At 32.1% G+C, this 21,839-nt stretch carries 23 protein-coding genes and 2 pseudogenes; 8 read left to right on the top strand and 17 right to left on the bottom strand.

Features of this window, described 5'->3' with window-relative positions; translation table 11 throughout:
* Positions 1-11: 11 nt before the first annotated feature.
* Positions 12-284: a hypothetical protein gene (locus tag AC0L5U_RS10050; RefSeq protein ID WP_473416260.1), complete on the bottom strand. Its 273-nt coding sequence runs from the start codon at positions 282-284 to the stop codon at positions 12-14.
* Between the two features lie 390 nt (positions 285-674).
* Between AC0L5U_RS10050 and AC0L5U_RS10055 the strand changes: the two genes are divergently transcribed.
* From AC0L5U_RS10055 to AC0L5U_RS10075, 5 genes are all read left to right on the top strand, one after another.
* Positions 675-1,757 (top strand): toxin-antitoxin system YwqK family antitoxin, encoded by a 1,083-nt coding sequence (locus AC0L5U_RS10055; RefSeq protein WP_473416262.1) that lies wholly within the window; start codon positions 675-677, stop codon positions 1,755-1,757.
* Positions 1,758-1,907: 150 nt separating this feature from the next.
* Positions 1,908-2,330: a hypothetical protein gene (locus AC0L5U_RS10060; protein ID WP_473416263.1), complete on the top strand. Its 423-nt coding sequence runs from the start codon at positions 1,908-1,910 to the stop codon at positions 2,328-2,330.
* Entirely contained in the window at positions 2,314-3,093 is a 780-nt protein-coding gene (locus tag AC0L5U_RS10065; RefSeq protein ID WP_473416264.1) for a tetratricopeptide repeat protein, read from the top strand. The genes AC0L5U_RS10060 and AC0L5U_RS10065 overlap by 17 nt, the downstream gene beginning before the upstream one ends.
* Positions 3,094-3,320: 227 nt before the next feature.
* Positions 3,321-4,064 (top strand): toxin-antitoxin system YwqK family antitoxin, encoded by a 744-nt coding sequence (locus AC0L5U_RS10070; protein WP_473416265.1) that lies wholly within the window; start codon positions 3,321-3,323, stop codon positions 4,062-4,064.
* 20 nt (positions 4,065-4,084) lie between these two features.
* A complete protein-coding gene (locus AC0L5U_RS10075) occupies positions 4,085-4,402 on the top strand; it encodes a toxin-antitoxin system YwqK family antitoxin (protein WP_473416266.1) in 318 nt (105 codons plus the stop codon).
* A 50-nt stretch (positions 4,403-4,452) separates the two neighbouring features.
* Here AC0L5U_RS10075 and AC0L5U_RS10080 read toward each other — a convergent pair.
* Positions 4,453-5,425, bottom strand: a pseudogene (locus AC0L5U_RS10080) (IS110 family RNA-guided transposase).
* A gap of 370 nt (positions 5,426-5,795) precedes the next feature.
* On the opposite strand from AC0L5U_RS10080, the gene AC0L5U_RS10085 reads away from it, so the two are divergent.
* From AC0L5U_RS10085 to rpe, 3 genes and pseudogenes are all read left to right on the top strand, one after another.
* Complete coding sequence (locus tag AC0L5U_RS10085) at positions 5,796-6,197, top strand: DUF7674 family protein (protein WP_473416268.1); 402 nt, start codon at positions 5,796-5,798, stop codon at positions 6,195-6,197.
* A 429-nt stretch (positions 6,198-6,626) separates the two neighbouring features.
* Positions 6,627-7,490 carry a sigma-70 family RNA polymerase sigma factor gene (locus tag AC0L5U_RS10090; protein ID WP_019387909.1) on the top strand — a complete coding sequence of 288 codons (864 nt, stop codon included), beginning with the start codon at positions 6,627-6,629 and terminating at the stop codon, positions 7,488-7,490.
* A 225-nt stretch (positions 7,491-7,715) separates the two neighbouring features.
* Positions 7,716-8,377: pseudogene (gene rpe / locus AC0L5U_RS10095) on the top strand (ribulose-phosphate 3-epimerase).
* On the opposite strand, the gene AC0L5U_RS10100 reads toward rpe, so the two are convergent.
* The 15 genes from AC0L5U_RS10100 to AC0L5U_RS10170 all read right to left on the bottom strand — a co-directional run bounded on the left by AC0L5U_RS10100 (position 8,374) and on the right by AC0L5U_RS10170 (position 21,791).
* The gene (locus AC0L5U_RS10100; protein ID WP_473416271.1) at positions 8,374-8,793 is read right to left on the bottom strand and encodes a CBS domain-containing protein; all 420 of its coding nucleotides are present in this window, start codon (positions 8,791-8,793) and stop codon (positions 8,374-8,376) included. The pseudogene rpe and the gene AC0L5U_RS10100 overlap by 4 nt on opposite strands.
* A gap of 102 nt (positions 8,794-8,895) precedes the next feature.
* Positions 8,896-9,315 (bottom strand): CBS domain-containing protein, encoded by a 420-nt coding sequence (locus AC0L5U_RS10105; protein ID WP_473416272.1) that lies wholly within the window; start codon positions 9,313-9,315, stop codon positions 8,896-8,898.
* An 81-nt stretch (positions 9,316-9,396) separates the two neighbouring features.
* The gene (locus AC0L5U_RS10110; RefSeq protein WP_473416273.1) at positions 9,397-10,275 is read right to left on the bottom strand and encodes a zinc-dependent peptidase; all 879 of its coding nucleotides are present in this window, start codon (positions 10,273-10,275) and stop codon (positions 9,397-9,399) included.
* Between the two features lie 64 nt (positions 10,276-10,339).
* The gene (locus tag AC0L5U_RS10115; protein ID WP_473416274.1) at positions 10,340-11,014 is read right to left on the bottom strand and encodes a hypothetical protein; all 675 of its coding nucleotides are present in this window, start codon (positions 11,012-11,014) and stop codon (positions 10,340-10,342) included.
* The gene (locus AC0L5U_RS10120) at positions 10,927-11,490 is read right to left on the bottom strand and encodes a hypothetical protein (RefSeq protein WP_473416275.1); all 564 of its coding nucleotides are present in this window, start codon (positions 11,488-11,490) and stop codon (positions 10,927-10,929) included. Before AC0L5U_RS10120 ends, AC0L5U_RS10115 begins: the two co-directional genes overlap by 88 nt.
* Positions 11,491-11,536: 46 nt before the next feature.
* Entirely contained in the window at positions 11,537-11,923 is a 387-nt protein-coding gene (locus AC0L5U_RS10125; protein ID WP_473416276.1) for a hypothetical protein, read from the bottom strand.
* A 40-nt stretch (positions 11,924-11,963) separates the two neighbouring features.
* Positions 11,964-12,350, bottom strand: a complete 387-nt coding sequence (locus tag AC0L5U_RS10130; protein WP_473416277.1) for a hypothetical protein — start codon at positions 12,348-12,350, stop codon at positions 11,964-11,966.
* A gap of 174 nt (positions 12,351-12,524) precedes the next feature.
* Complete coding sequence (locus AC0L5U_RS10135; protein WP_473416279.1) at positions 12,525-12,677, bottom strand: helix-turn-helix transcriptional regulator; 153 nt, start codon at positions 12,675-12,677, stop codon at positions 12,525-12,527.
* A gap of 23 nt (positions 12,678-12,700) precedes the next feature.
* Positions 12,701-12,844, bottom strand: coding sequence for a hypothetical protein (locus AC0L5U_RS10140; protein WP_473416281.1), 144 nt, complete (start codon positions 12,842-12,844; stop codon positions 12,701-12,703).
* The gene (locus AC0L5U_RS10145) at positions 12,831-13,082 is read right to left on the bottom strand and encodes a response regulator (protein WP_473416282.1); all 252 of its coding nucleotides are present in this window, start codon (positions 13,080-13,082) and stop codon (positions 12,831-12,833) included. The genes AC0L5U_RS10140 and AC0L5U_RS10145 overlap by 14 nt, the downstream gene beginning before the upstream one ends.
* Positions 13,067-15,634 carry an ATP-binding protein gene (locus tag AC0L5U_RS10150; protein WP_473416284.1) on the bottom strand — a complete coding sequence of 856 codons (2,568 nt, stop codon included), beginning with the start codon at positions 15,632-15,634 and terminating at the stop codon, positions 13,067-13,069. Before AC0L5U_RS10150 ends, AC0L5U_RS10145 begins: the two co-directional genes overlap by 16 nt.
* Positions 15,631-16,704, bottom strand: coding sequence for a ligand-binding sensor domain-containing protein (locus AC0L5U_RS10155; RefSeq protein ID WP_473416286.1), 1,074 nt, complete (start codon positions 16,702-16,704; stop codon positions 15,631-15,633). The genes AC0L5U_RS10150 and AC0L5U_RS10155 overlap by 4 nt, the downstream gene beginning before the upstream one ends.
* 234 nt (positions 16,705-16,938) lie before the next feature.
* Positions 16,939-17,796: a RagB/SusD family nutrient uptake outer membrane protein gene (locus AC0L5U_RS10160; protein ID WP_473416287.1), complete on the bottom strand. Its 858-nt coding sequence runs from the start codon at positions 17,794-17,796 to the stop codon at positions 16,939-16,941.
* Positions 17,762-18,694, bottom strand: coding sequence for a RagB/SusD family nutrient uptake outer membrane protein (locus tag AC0L5U_RS10165; protein WP_473416288.1), 933 nt, complete (start codon positions 18,692-18,694; stop codon positions 17,762-17,764). Before AC0L5U_RS10165 ends, AC0L5U_RS10160 begins: the two co-directional genes overlap by 35 nt.
* Positions 18,695-18,710: 16 nt before the next feature.
* Positions 18,711-21,791 carry a SusC/RagA family TonB-linked outer membrane protein gene (locus tag AC0L5U_RS10170; protein ID WP_473416289.1) on the bottom strand — a complete coding sequence of 1,027 codons (3,081 nt, stop codon included), beginning with the start codon at positions 21,789-21,791 and terminating at the stop codon, positions 18,711-18,713.
* Positions 21,792-21,839: the final 48 nt, after the last annotated feature.

The following is a 21,839-nucleotide window of genomic DNA, read 5'->3' on the forward strand; positions in this document are numbered from 1 at the left end:
CTGCTGTTTCTTTATTCCAGAATATAATATGTTATTAAAGAACCTTGATGTTTGTTACTTTTTTGTGAACGCTCTATTATTGTACCATTTTCATTGTATATCATGCATATTGTAATCAATCCAACAGCCTTTTGTTTCGCCATTTTTAAAATAAGGATATAAATTTTACCAGATGATTTCAAAGTCAATGTGTCTAAGTTTATTATTTGAAACTCAAGATTTATATTTGTCAAAAGTTTTGCATGTATCTTTTTTTCCGTTCCAGTAATTTCTATAATGTTCATCTTGTCCATTTTATAACAACTTGTTATAATATGAAGTACATTATTTTTAAAAAATTCATTTCTTCTAATTCTCCACTTTCAAAATAGTGTGAAGATTTTCCATTTTGTTTTCCTTTTATATTTGTCTGAAATACTTGATTTTAAACAAATTGCGGGGAAATAACTGTGTACAACACAACCTATAAACAATACGGGCATCGGGCTTAAACGAATGATTTGCGTATTTTTATGAAGTCCGCAAAATCTTTTGGATTTTGCTTTAAACAAGGAAAAGAAAAAACAAAACAAAAAGATTTTGCTATGTGCGTGGCGGAAAGTAAACGCTAGTTTGCTCCCGTACTGTTCATAGCTCAACCGTTGTGTGTAATTTAACCAAACCAACCTACTGAATTGAAAATAAGATATTTATTACTTCTTTTAATCATTCTTTCTTCTTGCAAAGACGATATTTCTAATGGGAATTTTCGGAATGAAAATTATGTTTTCTACCAAGAAAATGGCAAAGCTGGAAAATGGCAAAAAATAAACCCTGAATTAGAAATAAAACTGCCTAAATCGTATTCGACCTATTTCTTTCCAAATGGAAGTAGATACGCTGAATTAAAAGTTATTGACAGCTTTCCTAATCGAATTATTAAATACTTTAACAAAGAAGATAAGCTAATTAGAACAATCAAATTCAAATCAGATTCAATTGTCAGTAAGGTCTTTGAAAATGGAAATTATAGAGGCTATCATTCAAATCTTGGGTTACTACAATCAGAAGGTTTGTTTGAAAATAATATGTATCAAGGCAAATGGAAATTCTACTACAAAGATGGAGAAACTATTAAACAAATCGTGGAATATGTTAATGACACTTTACACGGAATTAGAGAAGATTATTGGGAAAATGGAAATCTAAAAAGTAAAGCAACAAATATAAAAGGAAAACAAAATGGAAAATCTTCACACTATTTTGAAAGTGGAGAATTAGAAGAAATGAATTTTTTAAAAAATAATGTACTTCATGGCCACATGACAAGTTATTATAAAAATGGACAAGTTGAACATTATAGAAATTACTGGAACGGGAAAAGAAAAGATACATGCAAAACTTTTTTTGATAATGGAAATATTGAGAGGGTTCAAATAATAAACTTAGACACATTGACTTTGAAATCATCTGGTAAAATTTATATCTATTTTAAAAATGGCGAATTAAAAGCAAAGGCTGATTTAGTTGATTACAATGCTCATGGCAATTTTATTCTATACAATGAAAATGGTACAATAATAGAGCGTTCACAAAAAAGAAATAACAAACATCAAGGTTCTTGTATAACATATTATGATTCTGGAATAAAGAAACTTGAAGGGTATGTCAATAAAGGGTTTTATCATGGTAAATTGAAATATTTTAATGAAAAGGGTATTTTAACAAAAATTGTTGATTACGACAATGGAACTGCCTTAGATTCAATAATCTATTAACAAAAACTACACACAACAAAGTATAAAATTAATGGCTAGTTCTAGCTTACTTGGAAAATTCCTGTGGAATTTTCCGCTGGCAAGTATTTGTTTACTAAATTAGTTGTTAAAACACGCCACTAATCTTATACATAACCGTTGTACACAATTATGAAGAAAATTTTAGTTTTAATAACATTATTTACACTTCTATCCTTTTCACAAGACAAAAATGAATGCGATGAAGATATAATGCCATATTGGGCAAACGGAATTAATAGCCGAATTGAAGGAGAGGGCCCTACTTTAAGAAAGGTATTTGGAGAAATTCAATTATCCGAAACAAATATCTCACCGAGTAATGGATTTATAACATTGAGATTGAATGTAACGAAAACTGGAAAATTCTGTGATATTGAAACCTTCCAAATTGACGAAAATTACGATAACACGGAATTTAACAACGGAGAGTTAATAAAAAAACTTGAGCAAATTGCAGTTGGATTAACGGACTGGAAACAAGACAAAGATTATAAAACCTACAACCTTATCAGACTAAAAATAAAAAACGGAAAAATTGAAGAAATTTTTTAAATATTTATTCATCGGACTTGGCTCAATAATTCTATTAACGATTATTGGTGTTGGAATTTGGTGGACTACGAGAACTGATGTCGAAAAATCAAATCTAATGGTCGACGCTCACGCTTATGATGAGGCAATTGAATTAAATCAAGATAATAGCGATGCCTGGATGGAACGCTCTGTATTGATTAACAAAGCTGGAGATTTCAGCAAAGGATTCGAGTATTTGAACAAAGCCGTAGAACTAGAACCAGTAAAGCACTTAGGCTACCGAGGTTGGATAAGATTAAGAAAATTGCGCGATTACGATAAAGCTTTGATAGATTTTGACCGACTTGATAGCTTAACACCAAATGTTGTTGACGCGCCATGGGGTGAGGATATCGACTTTCTTCGCGGAGAGTGCCATTATGGAAACAAAGACTATCAAAATGCAATTAAAGCTTTCAATCAAAGTGTAATAAACCAAGAGGAAGATTGGGCGGATATTCACACTTTCGTGTATTTAGGTCTTTGTGAATACGAATTAGGAAACCTAGAAAAAGCTATTTCAGAATTTCAAAGGGCATTAAAGCAATCCGAAAATATTTGTGAAGCTCATTTTGGTTTGGCTAAAACATATCAAAAACTTGGTGATTTTAATTTAGCTAAAATTCATATAGACAAAGCCGAAAAATCTTTCATTTACAAAAGAGATGACTATTACAACGAGTATTTGAATGAAATATATTTGTCTGAAATACTTGATTTTAAACAAATTGCGGGGAAATAACTGTGTACAACACAACCTATAAACAATACGGGCATCGGGCTTAAACGAATGATTTGCGTATTTTTATGAAGTCCGCAAAATCTTTTGGATTTTGCTTTAAACAAGGAAAAGAAAAAACAAAACAAAAAGATTTTGCTATGTGCGTGGCGGAAAGTAAACGCTAGTTTGCTCCCGTACTGTTCATAGCTCAACCGTTGTGTGTAATTTAACCAAACCAACCTACTGAATTGAAAATAAGATATTTATTACTTCTTTTAATCATTCTTTCTTCTTGCAAAGACGATATTTCTAATGGGAATTTTCGGAATGAAAATTATGTTTTCTACCAAGAAAATGGCAAAGCTGGAAAATGGCAAAAAATAAACCCTGAATTAGAAATAAAACTGCCTAAATCGTATTCGACCTATTTCTTTCCAAATGGAAGTAGATACGCTGAATTAAAAGTTATTGACAGCTTTCCTAATCGAATTATTAAATACTTTAACAAAGAAGATAAGCTAATTAGAACAATCAAATTCAAATCAGATTCAATTGTCAGTAAGGTCTTTGAAAATGGAAATTATAGAGGCTATCATTCAAATCTTGGGTTACTACAATCAGAAGGTTTGTTTGAAAATAATATGTATCAAGGCAAATGGAAATTCTACTACAAAGATGGAGAAACTATTAAACAAATCGTGGAATATGTTAATGACACTTTACACGGAATTAGAGAAGATTATTGGGAAAATGGAAATCTAAAAAGTAAAGCAACAAATATAAAAGGAAAACAAAATGGAAAATCTTCACACTATTTTGAAAGTGGAGAATTAGAAGAAATGAATTTTTTAAAAAATAATGTACTTCATGGCCACATGACAAGTTATTATAAAAATGGACAAGTTGAACATTATAGAAATTACTGGAACGGGAAAAGAAAAGATACATGCAAAACTTTTTTGATAATGGAAATATTGAGAGGGTTCAAATAATAAACTTAGACACATTGACTTTGAAATCATCTGGTAAAATTTATATCTATTTTAAAAATGGCGAATTAAAAGCAAAGGCTGATTTAGTTGATTACAATGCTCATGGCAATTTTATTCTATACAATGAAAATGGTACAATAATAGAGCGTTCACAAAAAAGAAATAACAAACATCAAGGTTCTTGTATAACATATTATGATTCTGGAATAAAGAAACTTGAAGGGTATGTCAATAAAGGGTTTTATCATGGTAAATTGAAATATTTTAATGAAAAGGGTATTTTAACAAAAATTGTTGATTACGACAATGGAACTGCCTTAGATTCAATAATCTATTAACAAAAACTACACACAACAAAGTACTGTGGTAAAAAACAAGTAAAAATTCATTAATTTTTCACTAAAGTACTTTTATATTCACCATCATATATTAATCCTGATTTAGCGATAGCAAAGGCCTGTTTTAGCAACTTATTACAGACAGCTATTAATGCTAATTTTTTACTCTTTTCTTTGGCTACTATTCGCTCATAAAGATCACGGCAAGCTTTGTTGTATTTACAAGCATTAAAACTGCACATAAATAATAAATTTCTCAGTTTCTGATTTCCTATTTTACTAATTCTTGGTCGTCCATTTACACTACTTCCACTTTGTCTAATTACTGGTGTTAAACCAGCATAACTACATAATTCGCTTGCGTTTGTAAAACGATCAAAGCCACCTGTTAAAACCACTAACATAATTGCTGTTTTAGGACCAATACCTGGAATAGTTTTTAAACGCGTTAACAAATCTTGATGTACTTGTTTTACCAAATCCAATAACTTATCTTCTAAGGTTTTTATCTCTTTCTCAAGATGCTTTAAACTACGCTTTAAGGATCTCAAAACATCTTTACTTGGATGTCCTAAAACTGCTTCACCGTGTAATTTGTTTTTTAACATCGTGCTTTGTTTTGTATATACAGAAAGGGCTCTGACAATTTGAAGACATACTGTTTCGTGTTTAGAATTACCTTGCCATAACTTTAATTCAACCTGCTCTGCATAATCACATATAAGTTTAGAATCGCTCTTATCTGTCTTAATTTTTGACAACTTCATTTGTATAAATCGTTTTACAGCTAATGGATTCTCTACAGATACTTTTATACCTGATTCTAGCAAGTGATAAGCCAACTGATAATGATAGTAACCTGTAGCTTCCATTACAATAATGGCTATCACAATCTAAGAGTTTTGTAAACTTCTTAAAGCCAAATTCATTGTTTTTAAACTGATAATAATTACCATCAGAATCGGTAACATCGAAAACTAAATGACTGATGTCAAGTCCAAAATATTTAATATCTTTATTCATAAGAAACTATTTTTTGAAAGGACAATCTACGCGAGTTTCAACGACTTAAAAGCGAGGTCTAAAAAGCCTCATAGAACTGTACGAAATCTGTGTAGAAAAGAGAGGGGATTGTCTATGTTGACGAAGTCTTTTGCTTCTGCGTATATAATAACCTTATTCCTCTCTTTTGTCTTTTCTGTTTATATTCTAAATTTAATGAATTGTAAACTTAAGCCGTGTATAATTAATTGCTTTGGCTAGTGCTTATTTTGAAAATTCCTTTGGAATTTTCTCGCGCAAGTTTTTGTTTACTAAATTAGTTGCTGAAACACGCAACTAACCATACACAAACACGTTGTGTGTCATTTGAACTCACTCAAAAGGAATCAAAATGAAAAGTAAAAATTGGATAAATTCTGATGATGGAAAAATGAATCCAAATGAATATTATTCGGAGTTGATAACTGAATTTCCTATTCTGAAAAACGAAATAGAAGATGAAGAACCAGAAATGGTTCACTTTAGAATGGAAAGATTTTCGGACTATAATATTGAGCAGATAAAAACTAAAAATCACTCGGAATTAAAGCGCTGTTTTGAATTTCAAGAATCTCGGATTGACAGACTGAATTCTGAATTAATAAATGCGCTGAATGTTTCATATTGCGAATCATTATTGCTGGGGAAATGTGCAAACGAAATGGCTGAAATCAGAAAATTGATGACACCAAAATTGGCTGAATTTTATGATGAATATGAAAAGTATTATACGAAACTGACAAAAACTAAATAAAAAAACGAAAGCGCAACATGAGGATATAACATATAAAAAGTAGTGAATTCTTACATGTTGACTCGAAACTTTTGTCCTCAGCTAACAAGACTGAAAATTTTTGACAAACCAATATATCTCAAATAATTTATTTTGGTTTCGCAATTTGAGTGAGCCACAAGAGTAAGCGCATTAGGGATTGAACGGCATGTTTGAGCTCCCCGACTTTTTAGGAGGGAGCGAGTAGTGAAAGCCCGACCAATATCCTGAACTAAATTCAGGATATTGGTAATGCCCAAAACATAATACTTAAGTGACTTTTTAAATAGTTACGTGTCTAAATAACAAAGAGTTAAAAATAGTTTGGCTTTTTTTGTAACAAAATGTAACGTTTATACGTATAACTATTGAACGACCTATTTATTCACAATTAAATTCAGGAGACATTAGATGAGACAACTTAAAATTACGAAGCAGGTTACCAATAGAGAAACCGCTTCGTTAGATAAATATCTACAGGAAATTGGTAAGGTTGATTTAATTACAGCCGATGAGGAAGTTGAATTAGCACAACGTATTAAAGCTGGCGACCAAATAGCTTTAGAGAAATTAACTAAGGCTAATTTACGCTTTGTTGTATCTGTGGCGAAACAATACCAAAACCAAGGGCTTACGTTACCAGATTTAATTAATGAGGGTAATTTAGGTTTAATTAAGGCTGCTCAACGTTTTGATGAAACACGTGGTTTTAAATTTATATCGTATGCGGTTTGGTGGATTCGTCAATCGATTCTTCAAGCTTTGGCTGAACAATCGCGTATTGTACGTTTACCATTAAATAAAATTGGCTCTATTAACAAGATTAATAAAACATTTGCTTTCTTGGAGCAAAGTCATGAGCGTCCACCTTCTGCTGAAGAAATAGCAAAAGAGTTGGATATGACGATTAACGATGTTAAGGAATCTATGAAAAACTCTGGTCGACATGTAAGTATGGATGCGCCTTTAGTTGAGGGTGAGGATTCTAACTTATATGATGTATTAAACTCTGGAGAGTCGCCAAACCCTGATAAAGAATTATTACACGAATCTTTACGTACAGAAATTGAGCGTGCTTTAGAAACATTAACACCTCGTGAGGCTGATGTGATTCGTTTATACTTTGGTTTAGGAAACCAACATCCAATGACTCTTGAAGAAATTGGAGAGACTTTCGATTTAACTCGTGAGCGTGTTAGACAAATTAAAGAAAAAGCCATTCGTAGATTAAAACATACGTCTAGAAGTAAAATATTAAAAACATATTTAGGATAGTAATTTGAAAGAATTACGACTAAATTAAGGTAACAACAGTTACAACATAACTGTTCGTTTTTTTGATTGATGAAAGAACCCTCGGCTGATTACCGGGGGTTCACTTTTTTCTCATCTTTTGTCTTCCCGAAAAGAAGATACTTTTCAACGTGTCTTCTTTCAAAAAAAACAATTAATCTTCGCATTTTAATTACATTTGCAAAAACTAAAAAGAACTTCAGATAAATGGCTTCTAAATTAATTGCACCTTCAATGCTTGCTGCCGATTTTGGCAACCTACAACGTGATACAGAAATGGTTAACAATAGTGATGCTGATTGGTTTCATATTGATGTTATGGATGGTCATTTTGTACCCAACATTTCTTACGGCATGCCTGTAATTCAAGCTATTAAAAAACATGCTACAAAACCTTTGGATGTGCATTTAATGATTGAAAAACCCGAGCGTTATATTGAAGAATTTGCAAAAGTTGGCGCAGATATTATTACGGTTCATCATGAATCTACTGTGCATTTACACCGTACTTTAAGACAAATTAAAGATGCAGGTTGTAAAGCTGGAGTAGTCCTTAATCTTACAACACCTGTATCTGTTTTAGAAGATATTTTACCAGAATGTTTTATGATTTTATTAATGTCTATTAACCCTGGTTTTGGTGGTCAAAAATTTGAAGACATGACTTACAACCGTGTAAAAAACTTAGAAAAATGATTAACGATCAAGGCTTAAATACACGTATTGAAATTGACGGTGGTGTTACTGATAAAAACATTAAACAATTGGCAGATGCAGGTGCAGATGTTTTTGTTGCTGGTAGCCACGTGTTTAAAAGCAATAACCAAACTGAAACCATAAAAAACCTAAAAACGATTGCAAACTCTTAAAGCTGTTTTACTAAATACTTCAATAAATCTCTGGTTGTAATAATTCCAACTAGCGTACCATCTTCAGTAATTGGGAGGGCATGAAACTCTCTATTTGCTAAAATTTTCGCGGCTGCTTTTATAGTGGTATTTGTTGTTATTGTAACTAGCTCTTTTTCCATAACTTGCTCAATAGTGTAAGAATTTTGCACCACCAAGCTTATTGTTTTATCATCATTATTAGATGTTTCTACTTGACTTATTTTCATTAAATCAGTAAAGCTCAACATACCAATAATAGTTTCGCCTGAGACTACTGGAATATGTTTTATTCTATGTCTATTAAACAACATATTAGCCCGTTTTAAATCGTCTGAACGGGTTAAACCAACTACATTTTTTGTCATTATATCTGAAACAAGTACTGGCTCTCTCATAATTTATGATTTTTAAATTACTAAACAAAATTAATACTGTTTTAAGGTAGAGTTAATGATAAAAATCAGCTTCAAAACTTCTATACTAAAAATTTAGTCCCATTAAAATTGCAGAAGTAAATACTTAATCAGATCTGTTGTGGTCACAATACCTACTAACTTATTATTATCAACTACTGGTAAAGCATGAAACTCTCTAGTTGCCAATATTTCTGCTACTTCTTTAATAGAGTTTGATGATGATACCGTTACTGTTTTTCTATTCATAACCTGATTAATAGTAAACATATTATACACGGCTATATCTGCTTCGTTACTATTAGTATCTGTTACATCTCCAAAACTTAGTCTTAAAAGGTCAGTATAACTTAACATACCAATGATAACATCTTCATTAACAACAGGAATATGTCTTATTCTGTGGTGCTTAAACAAATGCTCTGCTTTTTCTAAATGGTCGTCTTTTTTCAATGTAATGACGTTCTCAGTCATTATCATCGAAACTGGTGATTTTCGTATCATTTTCTAAATATTTTAGTTTAGTTACCTCTAAATTACGAATCAAAATGAAGAAAAATTATGACAAAAGTCATGACAAAAACCCTAATAACCTGAAAAGTTAAAATTTAGCATTTGTTTTACTTTGTTATATATCTCTGGAAATAGTTTTTTAAACTCTGTTGGAGATTCGATAAAAGTTTCTATTACTACTGCCAACAATTCAGAATCATTAGTAAAAGCATAAGTCCTAATAAACTCTGAAGCTACTAAATCTGCTTTTAGTTTTTTGTTCGAAACTAACATAGTTCTTAACTCATTAAAAGTGTCTACAAATAGTACAGAATTAATATCTTCTTGCTTTATACTATTATAATGAATGGCGTGTGCAAATTCATGTATTCCTAAATTCAATTTATCATCTTCAATTTTAAAGCCTTCAACAAAATTATCCCAAGACAATACTAGCGTTTCAAGTCTTGGATTAAATTCGCCTTTATGATATACTTTAGAAATGTTTGAATAATAGGCTTGAGGATAAATAATGATGTTCTTAATATATTCAATTAAAAAATTTCTAAAACCAAAAGTGAGCATTACTGCAGTTGCTGAAACTAAAACTTTAGATTCATCAGTTATTATAAAACTGCCTTTACCTTCAAAATTTTTCTTTTTAATAAATGTTGCTACTCGATGTTCAAAATAAGTTTGATGCTTTTTTTGTAGTCTATTATAAAAAGAGAATTGTTTGCTTAAAACATGTATTTGATTTCGATTTAGTTTTCTTTTGAAAAGATAAAAATGAATAAATATTGGACGCTTTGTAAATAAGGCATAAAACATTTCTATGCCATCTAAAATAGTTGTGATTATTTTTCTGATGAATAAGAATATTAAAAAAAGGACAGCACATAAAAGAATACCTAAGATTATGTTTCCGGTAAAGGAGTAATTGCTTTCTAGGAGTGTTGGTATTAATATCATTTATTGTACTTCAATTTAGAAGTAAACTTAATGTATATTTCATAAAAGTAACTCTTAAAATTGTTTATTGTGAAGCTATATTTATATCTCGTTCTGCATCTTTTATATGTTTCCGCCAAGAAAAATTAGCATCAAACTGATATGGCATTTCAGAAACATTATACATTTCCATAGTTTCCGTATAAATCACCCATTCATTTAATGCATTTTTTAAATATGCAATTGCCAACTTTTGTTGTTCTTTTTGATTAGTTAATCTATATCGTTCCAAAGCCACACCTCCTCTTATTTTTTCTGCAAAATATAATCCAAAATGACTCCAAGCTTTTATATCGTTCAGCTCAATTTTAAGTCTAGTTTGAATATCGCTTTCTTCAATATCATCTAGAATAGCAAGAGCTTGCTTACTTTCTTTTTCGGCAATAGTTGCCAATTTCAATGGTGTTATTTGGTCTTCTATAAAATCGCCTTTAACGAAATCTTTAATATTAACGTATGAAGAATCTAGAACAGGTTGATTGATTAATTTTTCAATATCAATAAACTTACCGCCTACTGTCGTAAAACCTTCTGTGTATAAAGTAGCATCCCATGTACCTTGATAAAAACTAGCTAATCTATTAGCATTCATTGAAGCTAATTTCCATGCTTTTAAAATCTCATCGCCTTTTTCCGTGTGAAATTTATCGTTAATCGCCTCAGCAAAATAAGTATCTTTGGCATCCTTATTATACAACAAATTCCCCCAAATTTTGTAAAATAACCATTGTCTTTCAAAAGCATAATCCCAAGTTCTAAATTCTTCTTTTGAGATATAATCTTTTGCAGGAATATAGGTTTCAACCCAATTATACACCCACCAATATAAGACTGACTGTTATAATTGATAAAACTTCTAATAAAATCTGGCTGAGCCCATCGTAGTGCGAAAAAATCTTCGTTACGCATAGTCCAAATACCTTTGTAGTTTTTTGGTTCTGGCTTCCAATAGGTATCTGTTAAAATACCGCCATGAACTATTGAAACTTTAGGAGAAGAATGGGCATGAGACCAATTGAATTTAAATTCAACAAGTACATCCTCTTCCAGCCCGATATTTTCAATTGCTTCCCTTGTCAACTCTTCTGTAGAGACGCTAACAGTACCTTCACTAGATTTTCCTGCTGAAAGTGGCGCTCTATAGATTAATCGTGCTTCTTGATCTGCATTTTTCAAACCTGCAATAATGGTTCTGTCAATCCAATCTTGCGTTGCTCAGAGGTCATGCTCCCATACGCTCTCCAAGAGTAATTCCTATCCCTGTTAAATCTTCATATTCGTTAATGGTTTGAGTTACAATTTCTCGAGTATATCGCTCAATAAGTTCATTTGTTTCCCCTTCTCCCCAAAAACCCGCTGCATTAGAATAATCTGCAACACCATATTCCTTACTAAATTCTTCTGACACAAATATATTCCAGTTCACGACATAAGTATCAATACCTCTAGTTTTAGCCATTTTAAAAAGTGTCTTAAAGAAGTTTTTCCATTCTACCATTTCTTCATCGGTAAATGGAGACGCCTTTGGAAAGTTGGTTGGTTTTACCATAAAAATATATGGATGCAAATTCCAAAGTGTTAAGGCGTTGAACTTATTTTCAACCATCATGTCTAAAAAAGATTCCCAAAACTTTAAATCACGACAGGTCTCATAATGAAGGATAGGTTTTCACCACTTCTGTATGAAAACCATGGTAGATTGAATTTAATTGCTCTAAAAGGTAATGTGCTTTTACATCTTTTGCTTCAATATTAGAAAGAGATTTCCCTTTTTTAAGTTGCGAACTTATATCTAGTAAACCATAAACTAAACCACGTTTGCTTTCTGATACTAGGCTTAAAACAGATTTGTTATTACTAAGTTGAAAACCATCAGAATGAGAATTAGTTTTTAGTTTTTCTATGATAAAATCAGCTTTACTTTTATTATTGGTATAGCTAAAATTGATTTCTTGGTTAGCCAATTGTTGTTTTAAAATTCGAATTCCATATTCAATATTACTCCTTGATATGCTTTGATCTAAATAAATTTTCAAACTATCACTTTTTGTTTTACAAGAATAAAACATGCATAATACTGTAATAAAAAGTAAATTTTTAATTATAGATTTCATATTAAAACCTTTAGCAAAAGTTATTATTATAAATATGATGTTATAAAGTAAAATAATCTCTTGCTCATAACACTTTTTTATTTTTAAGTCTTGACTTTATATAATTAGATGGAGTATCACCATAGACCTTTCTGAAACATTTCCGAAGTAGTTAGGGTGACTAAACCCAACCATATAACTTACTTGAGCAATAGTTAACTTATTCTGTTCCAATAATTGTATTGCCCGTTTTAATCTTACCATCCGCATAAAATCATTAGGAGCTTGCCCTGTTAACTTTTTAGCTTTCTAAAAAATGTAGATCGGCTAATATTCATATCTGATGCCAGTTCATCAACCCAATACGTTTCATTACCCATATTGGTTTCCATAAAATTCATAACGTTTTTTAAGAATTCTTCATCAATTGAGTTCAAGGTAATTTTTTTCTGGAGTTAGTTCTTTTTCTGTCTGGTAGCGCTTTCTCATTAGTGTTCTTGACGTTATAAGCTTTTCTACACGTACCAATAAAAGTTTCATTTTAAACGGTTTTGGAATGTAGGCATCAGCTCCAGACTCTAACCCCTCTATTCTATGTTCTACCGAATTCAAAGCTGTAAGTAATATAATAGGAATATGACTAGTGCGTATGTTAGTTTTTAACTGATTACGCATAATTCTACCCCATCCATTTCAGGCATCAAAACATCGCTTATTACCAAATCAGGCATTTCCTTTAAAACCAAATTAAGTGCCTCTTTTCCATGTTCAGCCTCTATTATTCTATAATTCTGGCTGAGTCCTTCTTTAACTAACTCCCGTATGTCTTGGTTATCATCCACTACCAAAACTACATTTCTATCTCCACCATTTTTTATTGTTATTTCTGAATTCAGGTAACTTTTATTTAACAATAACTCATCATCAGTTGCTTCTTTATTTACTGGTTCTTTGGTAATAATTTCTATAATTTCTTCTGGCAGTAAGTGGGTATTACCAAGTGGAAGTTTTATGGTAAAAATAGTGCCTTTATTCTTCTGTGAAGCAACTTCTATCTTACCATGGTGTAAATCCACCAAATCTTTAGTTATAGCCAATCCTATACCAGACCCTTTATTAGCGGCTTTATTCGATTGATCCACCTGATAAAATCTTTGAAACACATAAGGCAGCTGAGCCTTATCCAGACCAACACCGTTATCTTCTATCTCAATTTGTAAATATCTTGCACTAACAGATCTGTTAATAATTTGTATCTTTTCATCTATTTTAGACTTACTTACTTTAACTTTTATTTTACCATTAACTGGAGTAAATTTAATTGCATTATATATCAAATTATTTAGTATTTTCTCTAGTTTATCCCAATCAAACCAAGCTTGGACTTCCCCTAACTTGCTCTCAAAATAAATATCTACACCCTTTTTCTTTGCCGATACCTGAAAAGAATAGGTTATTTCCTTAATAAAATTAACAATGTTAGATTTTGTAGCCCCTAACTTTGTCTCACCAACCTCAATCCTTCTAAACTCCATGAGTTGATGCACCAATCTTAACAAGGAATCTGCATTACGCTTTACAACCTTCAACTTAGATTGAATACTAGGATTTTCACTAATAGACTCTATTAGATCTTCTACAGGATTCAATATTAAAGTAATTGGAGTTTTAAACTCATGTGAAATATTAGTGAAAAATTGTAGTTTCAGTTTATTTACCTGCTCAATTTCTTTTTGCACTTTAATGGAAGCACGTTGTTCAGATTTTAAATTAAAATACAAATAAAATCCCCAAATGATTCCAAATAGCAATAACGCATATAAGATATACGCCCACCAAGTTAGCCAAAAAGGTGCTTTAATATTTAGCTTTATGCTTGCTTGAACATCATTCCATACTCCATCATTATTTGAAGCCTTTACTTTAAATGTATAATTACCTGGAGATAAATTAGTATAGTGGGCAAATGGTAATTCTTTAGACTCTACCCAGTTATTATTAAAACCTTCTAGCTTATACCTATATTTGTTTTTCTTAGGGGCGGCGAAATGAAGCGCTGCAAATTCAAAAGTTATGGTGTTTTCATGATACTTTAAATTAATAGGTTTAGACAATACAGTAAGACTTTTATCAAATACTATTCTACCATTATAATTCTCACCTATACTTATAGGTTCATTTTTTATTTTAAATCCAGTAATTTTGATTGACGCAGGAATATCATTTTCTTTCAAATTATCTGGATGAAAAACATTTAGTCCCCTATGTCCTCCAAAAAACAAATAGCCATCATTGTTTTTAAAATAGGCATTCATTCTAAAATTATTACCCTGCAATCCATCTTCTTTCTTAAAGTTTTTAAATATTTCAGTTTCAGGGTTAAAATGGGAAATCCCATTATCTGTACTAATCCACAAATCGCCGTTATCATCTTCTAGTAAACCATAAACGGCATTATTTACTAAACCATCTTCTTCTGTATAATGTTTAAAAATTGGATCTGGATTACCTTGACTTGGTAAGATCATTTTATTGAGACCTCCTCCAAAAGTTCCAATCCAAAATTCGCCACCCCTACCTTCTAAAATAGAAAAAACCGAATTATGACTTAAAGAATTAGGGGTACTAGGGTCATGCTGAAATGACACAAACTGATCTTGCCCATTTGTTTTATCTGGAACAACTAAATTTAAGCCTCCTTGAAGTGTACCAACCCAAATATTATCATTACTATCCTCATATAGACAAGTGACTTCTTTGGCACTTATACTATATTTATCATCCTTGTCTGGCAAATAATATATTCGATTAGAAAAATCAAACTCTACATAAATATCTCTTTTCTTTTTAGGCCATTTTATTAAGCCATCTATTAAAGAACCAAACCACAAAACACCATTTTTATCTTCAATGGACGAGAGAATTTCTACCATTTTAATATCAGTATGCCCAAAAACAACTTTATTAGTTTTTTTGTCTTTTTGCATATGTACTAATCCTTGAGTACTACCTATCCAACAGTCATTATCACTATCTTTTAAAAAAGACCATGTGTAATCTTGGGTTTTAAAATGATTAGATTTTCCACTCCTACTAATATAAAAATGCTCAAAACTTGGCTCATTATAACTACCATTCTTAAATTCCATTCTGTTCAATCCATCTTGAGTACCAACCCAAAAACTATCATCGTCTTTTACTATAAAATTAACAGACGAATTACTCAATGAGTTTTCAGAAAGTATATTTTGATTAAAAAAAGAAACTCTTTTTGCTTTAAATCACATTTATTCAACCCACCTCCTTCTGTCCCAACCCAAAGCACATTGGTTTTATCTACCAGTATTGTTTCTATATTATTACTACTTATACTTTTAGGCATTGCTAGATCGTGAACATACTTAGTATATTTTCCTGTTTTTGTATTAAAAAAATAGAGACCAAAACCATGAATACCAAATAGCAAGTTACCATCATGATTTTCAAATAGTGTAATTATTCCTCCTGATTCTTTTGTGTCAGGTTTTCCAACATTAAAAAAATATTCTTCAAAATCTTTTTGAGAAGGATTATTAAACCGTTTGGGGCTTTTAATTTTAATAAGACGGTGTCCTGTAGTTGATAGCCATAGTGTGCCAGTACTATCTACAAATAATAGTTTAATGCTATCGCTAATGTTTTCAAAACGAACAAATTCAGTAACTCCATTATTTACTACAATTTTGTTTAAACCTTCAAGAGTTCCTACCCATATATCTCCATAGGTATCTTTTATGAGTGAATGTATTTGATTACTTAATAGGCTGGATTCTTGATTTGGTTTATGTAAATAATGTATTGGATTTTCTCCTTTAACATCACCATACTTAAAATAATATAATCCAGAATGCAATGTTCCTACCCATAAATCTCCATTTTCTTGCACACAAATACTTGCTATTCTAGAATTTTGTAATGCAATAGGATACGTTGTAAATGATTCAGTAATTCTATTGTATTTACTAAGACCTTTACCTGTACCTATTAAAATATTACCATCAACGTCTAACTCAAGTTCATAAATAGAATTACTTACTAGACTATTTGCATTATTAAGTTGATGCCTATAAACTGTAAATTTTTGTCCATCATATTTATAAAGTCCATTTAAAGTTCCAATCCAAATAAAACCATCCAAATCTTGAATAATTTTCATTACTGAATGCTGAGTAAATCCCTTATCATCAATAAAGTGTTCAAACTTTAAATTTGAATTCTGAGCATTTAATATTAATGCAAAATTGAGACTTAGCAACAATAGCATTAATTTAAAACAAATGTTTCGGAATTTTATATGAGTTGAATTATACATCAATATAACAGATTGATACAATTTAATCAATTTATAATAAATATACTTTTTAACTTAAATAACTAATTTCATCAAAATAGATTTTACTTTGTTTAGACAAAATGGCAATTGTTTCAATAAGAAACAATTGCCATTTTTCAACTAAACAATATATAAAAAACTGTGACTAAAACAATCTAATTAATATGCTGGATCTTGAATTAAAACCTCAGGTTGTAAATCTATTTGAGATTGTGGAATTGGCCAATGATCATCCTGTCCAGCATTATATGAAGCACCTTGAATCCAAGGCAACCTATCACCTGATAATTCAGATTGTATATACTTAGATATAACATCTGCATCAATACCCCAACGCACTAAGTCTGGGAAACGCATACCCTCAAGAGCAAATTCTAAGCGAATTTCGTGACGTACTGCTTTTCTTGCATAATCTTGATCTGGAAATGATGGATAAAGCCCAAACATATAATTGGCAGCAGGCTGAGTATCATCAATTACAATAGGATCTGAAGCACCAAACTTAGTATTTGCTACTTTACCCATAACAATGTCGTCTTGAGCGCGCTCACGTATCTCATTGACTAAATCTACAGCAGTCCCTAGATCATTCTCTTCAATGGCAACTTCGGCACGCCATAACATAATATGACTTAACCTAAATAGTCTCCAATTGTTACCATTCATACCTCTAGACCAAGTACGAGTTGCTATTGAAATTTCTCCTCTGTTTCTCTGATACCACATTATTTTCTTATTCAAAAATGGCCCCATACCTGATGGATCTAACATCCAATCACTACCACTCATTGGTCCCCAATCTAAAAATGGAATTCCTCGTCTTGCAATAGTCCAATCCACTCTTGGATCAAGCAACTCATCAGTTGGGGTAAATTCATCGGTATCTAATATTTGATAATCTTCTAATAATAAATCATCTTGGAAAGTATCTAAAAGAGGTAATCCATCAGCATCTACTTTAAATGCATTAAATAAGTCGAAGCTAGGTGCAGCTGTAAGAGCAACAAAGGCCAACATCAGACCCTCTTGGGAATAGTGTTCTATGATCAGCACCAGCATTCCAACCTCCAGAACTTCCATCATTTACAGTATATTGTACTTCAAAAATACTCTCAGCATTATTCTGCTTTTCTTCATCATGATTATCATAAAAATGAGGCATCAATGAAAAAGGCCCATCATCAATGATATCGTCTAATAATGGTTTTGCTAGAGCAAATTCATTTTGAAACATATGTACTCTTGCTTTTAGAGCTTTTGCTGCCCAACGCGATGCTCTTCCCACATCTGAGGGTTGTTCAGCCATATTATTATCAATACCCCATTGCAAATCGGCTTCAATATCATCCCATACCTCTCTATCATTAGTTACTTCAGCAGGGTTTACATCTTCAGTAATATAAGGTATTCTTTCAATTTTAGTTCTTAATTGAAAATGGAACCAAGCACGTAACCATCTTGCTTCAGCCTCAAACTGTCTAGCCTTATCTGCTGGTATTTGATCTCCAGCATTTCTCAATACTTTTATAACGTCATTAGCCCTTGCTACACCGTCATAGTTGGCAGACCACAAACCTTCTAACCAAGGGTTAGCAGGATCTACTTCATAACGTTCTATTAAATTTATTGCACTCCAGCCTCCAGTTTGGTCACCACGATGCATATCATCAGAGGGCACATCTCCCCAAACCCAATTGGTAGCAGAAGCTTCTCCCGCCCCTCCTGGACCGCCTTGAGATACGCCATCAATAAGTGAGTAGGCTCCTATTAACAGTAAGTCTGCACCAGCCTCATCAGATAGAGCATTTATGTCTACCTGTCCTTTTGGGTTCTCTTCTAAAAACTCTTCTTTACAAGAAAAGCATACTATTAGCATTGCAGCTAATAAGCTAATTTTTAAATGTACTTTTTTCATAATTCATTTTTTTATTTTATATACCAATATTTACTCCAAATATTATTTGTTTAGGTGCTGGCCAAGTTCCTCTGTCAAAACCTCTATCTATTTCATTTGCAGGTGCAACTTCAACATCTAAACCTGAATACGTATCAAATAAAGTAACAAGGTTAGTTCCCATTACATATAAACGTAAGCTTGTTAACCCTAATTTATCTATAGCGGCATCAGGTAGGTTATACCCTAATTGAATATTTTTCATTCTTAAAAAAGAACCATCTTCAATAAACTCGCTATTAGTGTTTTGTTCAAAACTTGTAGATCCAGATGCTTTAGGTAAAACGGCATCAGCATTATTAGCTAAATAAGGGCTACCCCATGAGCGGTATAAGCGATCAGCAGATTTTGGCCCTTGAAATAATCCCCAACGTGTAAAACGATTCAGGTAATTAACTACATCGTTACCTACACTAGCATACCAAATAGATGTTAAATCAAAATTCTTGTATTGAATACCAATATTGATACCTGCTGTAAAGTCTGGGTGTGGATTTCCAATCCAAGTACGATCATCAGGTGTAATTTCACCATCGCCGTTAACATCACGAATAATTAAATTACCTGGTTGATTATAAGTGCCATTTGTTGGATGCCCATCGGCTTCAGCTTGTGTCTGGAATATACCATCAGTAACATATCCAAAAAACTCAGGAAAAGACCTACCTGTTTCTACCCTAGTATAAGTTTGTCCACGCTCTGATCTACCAATAAGGAAATCGCCTTCTGAAGATGATAACTTGGTAACTTCATTAGTATAAGTAGATACATTTACACCTAGGCTATAACTTAAATCTGCACCTACAGTACCTCTATAAGTTACCTCAATGTCTAATCCCTTATTATCCATGGTACCTACATTAACGAATGGTGCTTGCGCTTGTCCAACAACATTAGGAATTGTAGTACGGAACAACATATCTCTGGTAGTTTTTTTCCAAACGTCTACACTTATATCTAAACTATTAAAAAGTGTTGCATCAATACCAAAATTAGTAGATTCTGTAGTTTCCCATTTAGCATCAGGATTACCATATGCAGTTGACTGATACCCTAATGAAATTATGTTATCGTTACCCCCGATACCATAAAACGAGTTCCCTATTCCCGAACCAAAGGTTGTAAAACCATTATAGTTTCCAATTTGGTCGTTTCCTGATTGCCCCCAACCTGCTCTGAATTTTAGCCTATTTACCCAGTCAACATCTTCCATAAAGTTCTCTTTAGAAATCATCCAACCAGCAGAAGCTGCAGGAAAATAACCATATCTATTATTAGCACCAAATCTTGAAGACCCATCACGACGAATAGTTCCTTCAATCATATATTTGTCATCATAAGAATAAAAAGCTCTTGAAAATAAAGAAAATAAAGACCATTCCCAAGCTGCTGACCCATTTGTAACTCCATCAGCTGATCCAGAACTTAACAAAAAGAAATCTTCATTTGTTGAAAGGAAATCTGTTCGTCCAGCTGTAATTTGATCAAAATGAGCTTTTGTAGATTCCATTCCTACTAATACTTCAAGGTTATGAATATCATTAAAAGTTCTAGTATAATTAATGGTGTTAGAGAAATTCCATGTTAAATTATCACTTCTAGTTTCATTTAAAGCATCCGATGTAGCTCCATTAGTGTTTTCAGGATCAGCAAAAACCGGGTTATGGTTCTTAAACCAATTCATATTATAACCAAATAATGATTTAAACTTTAAATTCTCAATTGGTTCTATTTCAATATAAAAATTACCAACTAGATTCAAATTTTTTCTTAAATCTCTTCGCTCTCTAAAAAGAGTTCCTACTGGATTTGGTCCGTCATTCAAACCCCCTCCAACAATACCACCAGCATAATTGCCAGCAATATCGCGCAATGGTATTAATGGACTTGTTTCAACATATCTATTAAAACCTGTTGTATTACCCTTACTTTCAGTAAGCGTAGCTCCTAGTCGCTTTCCAATAGTTAACCAGCTAGTAATTTCTGATTCTACATTAGATCTAAAGGCATATCTGTTAAAAGAATTATACTTAAATACTCCTTCTTCATCAAAAAAACTAGCGTTAAAAGCATAAACAGTTTTCTCAGAACCACCTGATACTGCCATGTTATAGTCCTGCAATAATGCATTTCTAAAACTTTCGTCTATCCAATCTGTTCCATTTCTATTGGTTAATGTAATAGGATAATCTCTTGGCACATACAATGAAGGATCAGTTGAAGGATCTCCAACAGAAGCTCCATTTGGAAACAAATAATCGTTAACAGTAGTTCCCATAATATCATTAGGATCAAAATTAAAATGAGGATGTGTTGGCGTTATTCCATCATTCGTTTGCTCTAACCAGAGCATTTGACCAATTAACTCAGGATCTGTAACCAAATCATACTTGGCATTACTTTTTCCAAATCCAGTTCTAACATTAAATTGAAATTTTGGTGCCTGATTTCTACGACCAGATTTTGTAGTGATTAAAACTACACCACTTGCTCCTCTTGCTCCATATATTGCTGTAGAAGAGGCATCCTTTAACACTTGCATAGATTCAATTTGGTCTGGCGGTGGTGCCGCACCTCCAATAACTCCATCTACAATAAATAAAGGAGAGTTGCCATTTATACTACCCAAACCTCTTATTCTAATTTGAGCTTGTTGGCCTGGTCTTGCAGAAGCAACTACTGTAACACCCGAAGCACTACCTTGTAATGCTCTTGTAGCATCTGCAGAAGGTTGGGCTGTAATAAAGTCACTGTCCACGGTACTTACAGCACTAACAACATCACTTTTCTTTCTACTTCCATAACCAATAAGTATTACTTCATCTAAAGATTGTGTGTCTTCTGCTAATTGAATATTAATGTTAGAATCCAAACCAACCGTTACTTCTTTGGTTTGATACCCAGTGTAAGATACTACCAAAACAGCACCTTGATTAACAGATATAGAGTAATTACCATCAAAATCTGTAACAGCCCCAGTTGTTGTTCCTTTAACAATAATGTTTGCGCCAATTAATGGTTGGCTTGATTCATCAGTAACAATTCCTGTTACTGTCATGTTCTGTGCATTCAACATAAAAGCACTAACCAAAAAGAAACCACATAA

This window comes from Jejuia sp. G7-7 (assembly GCF_055808955.1).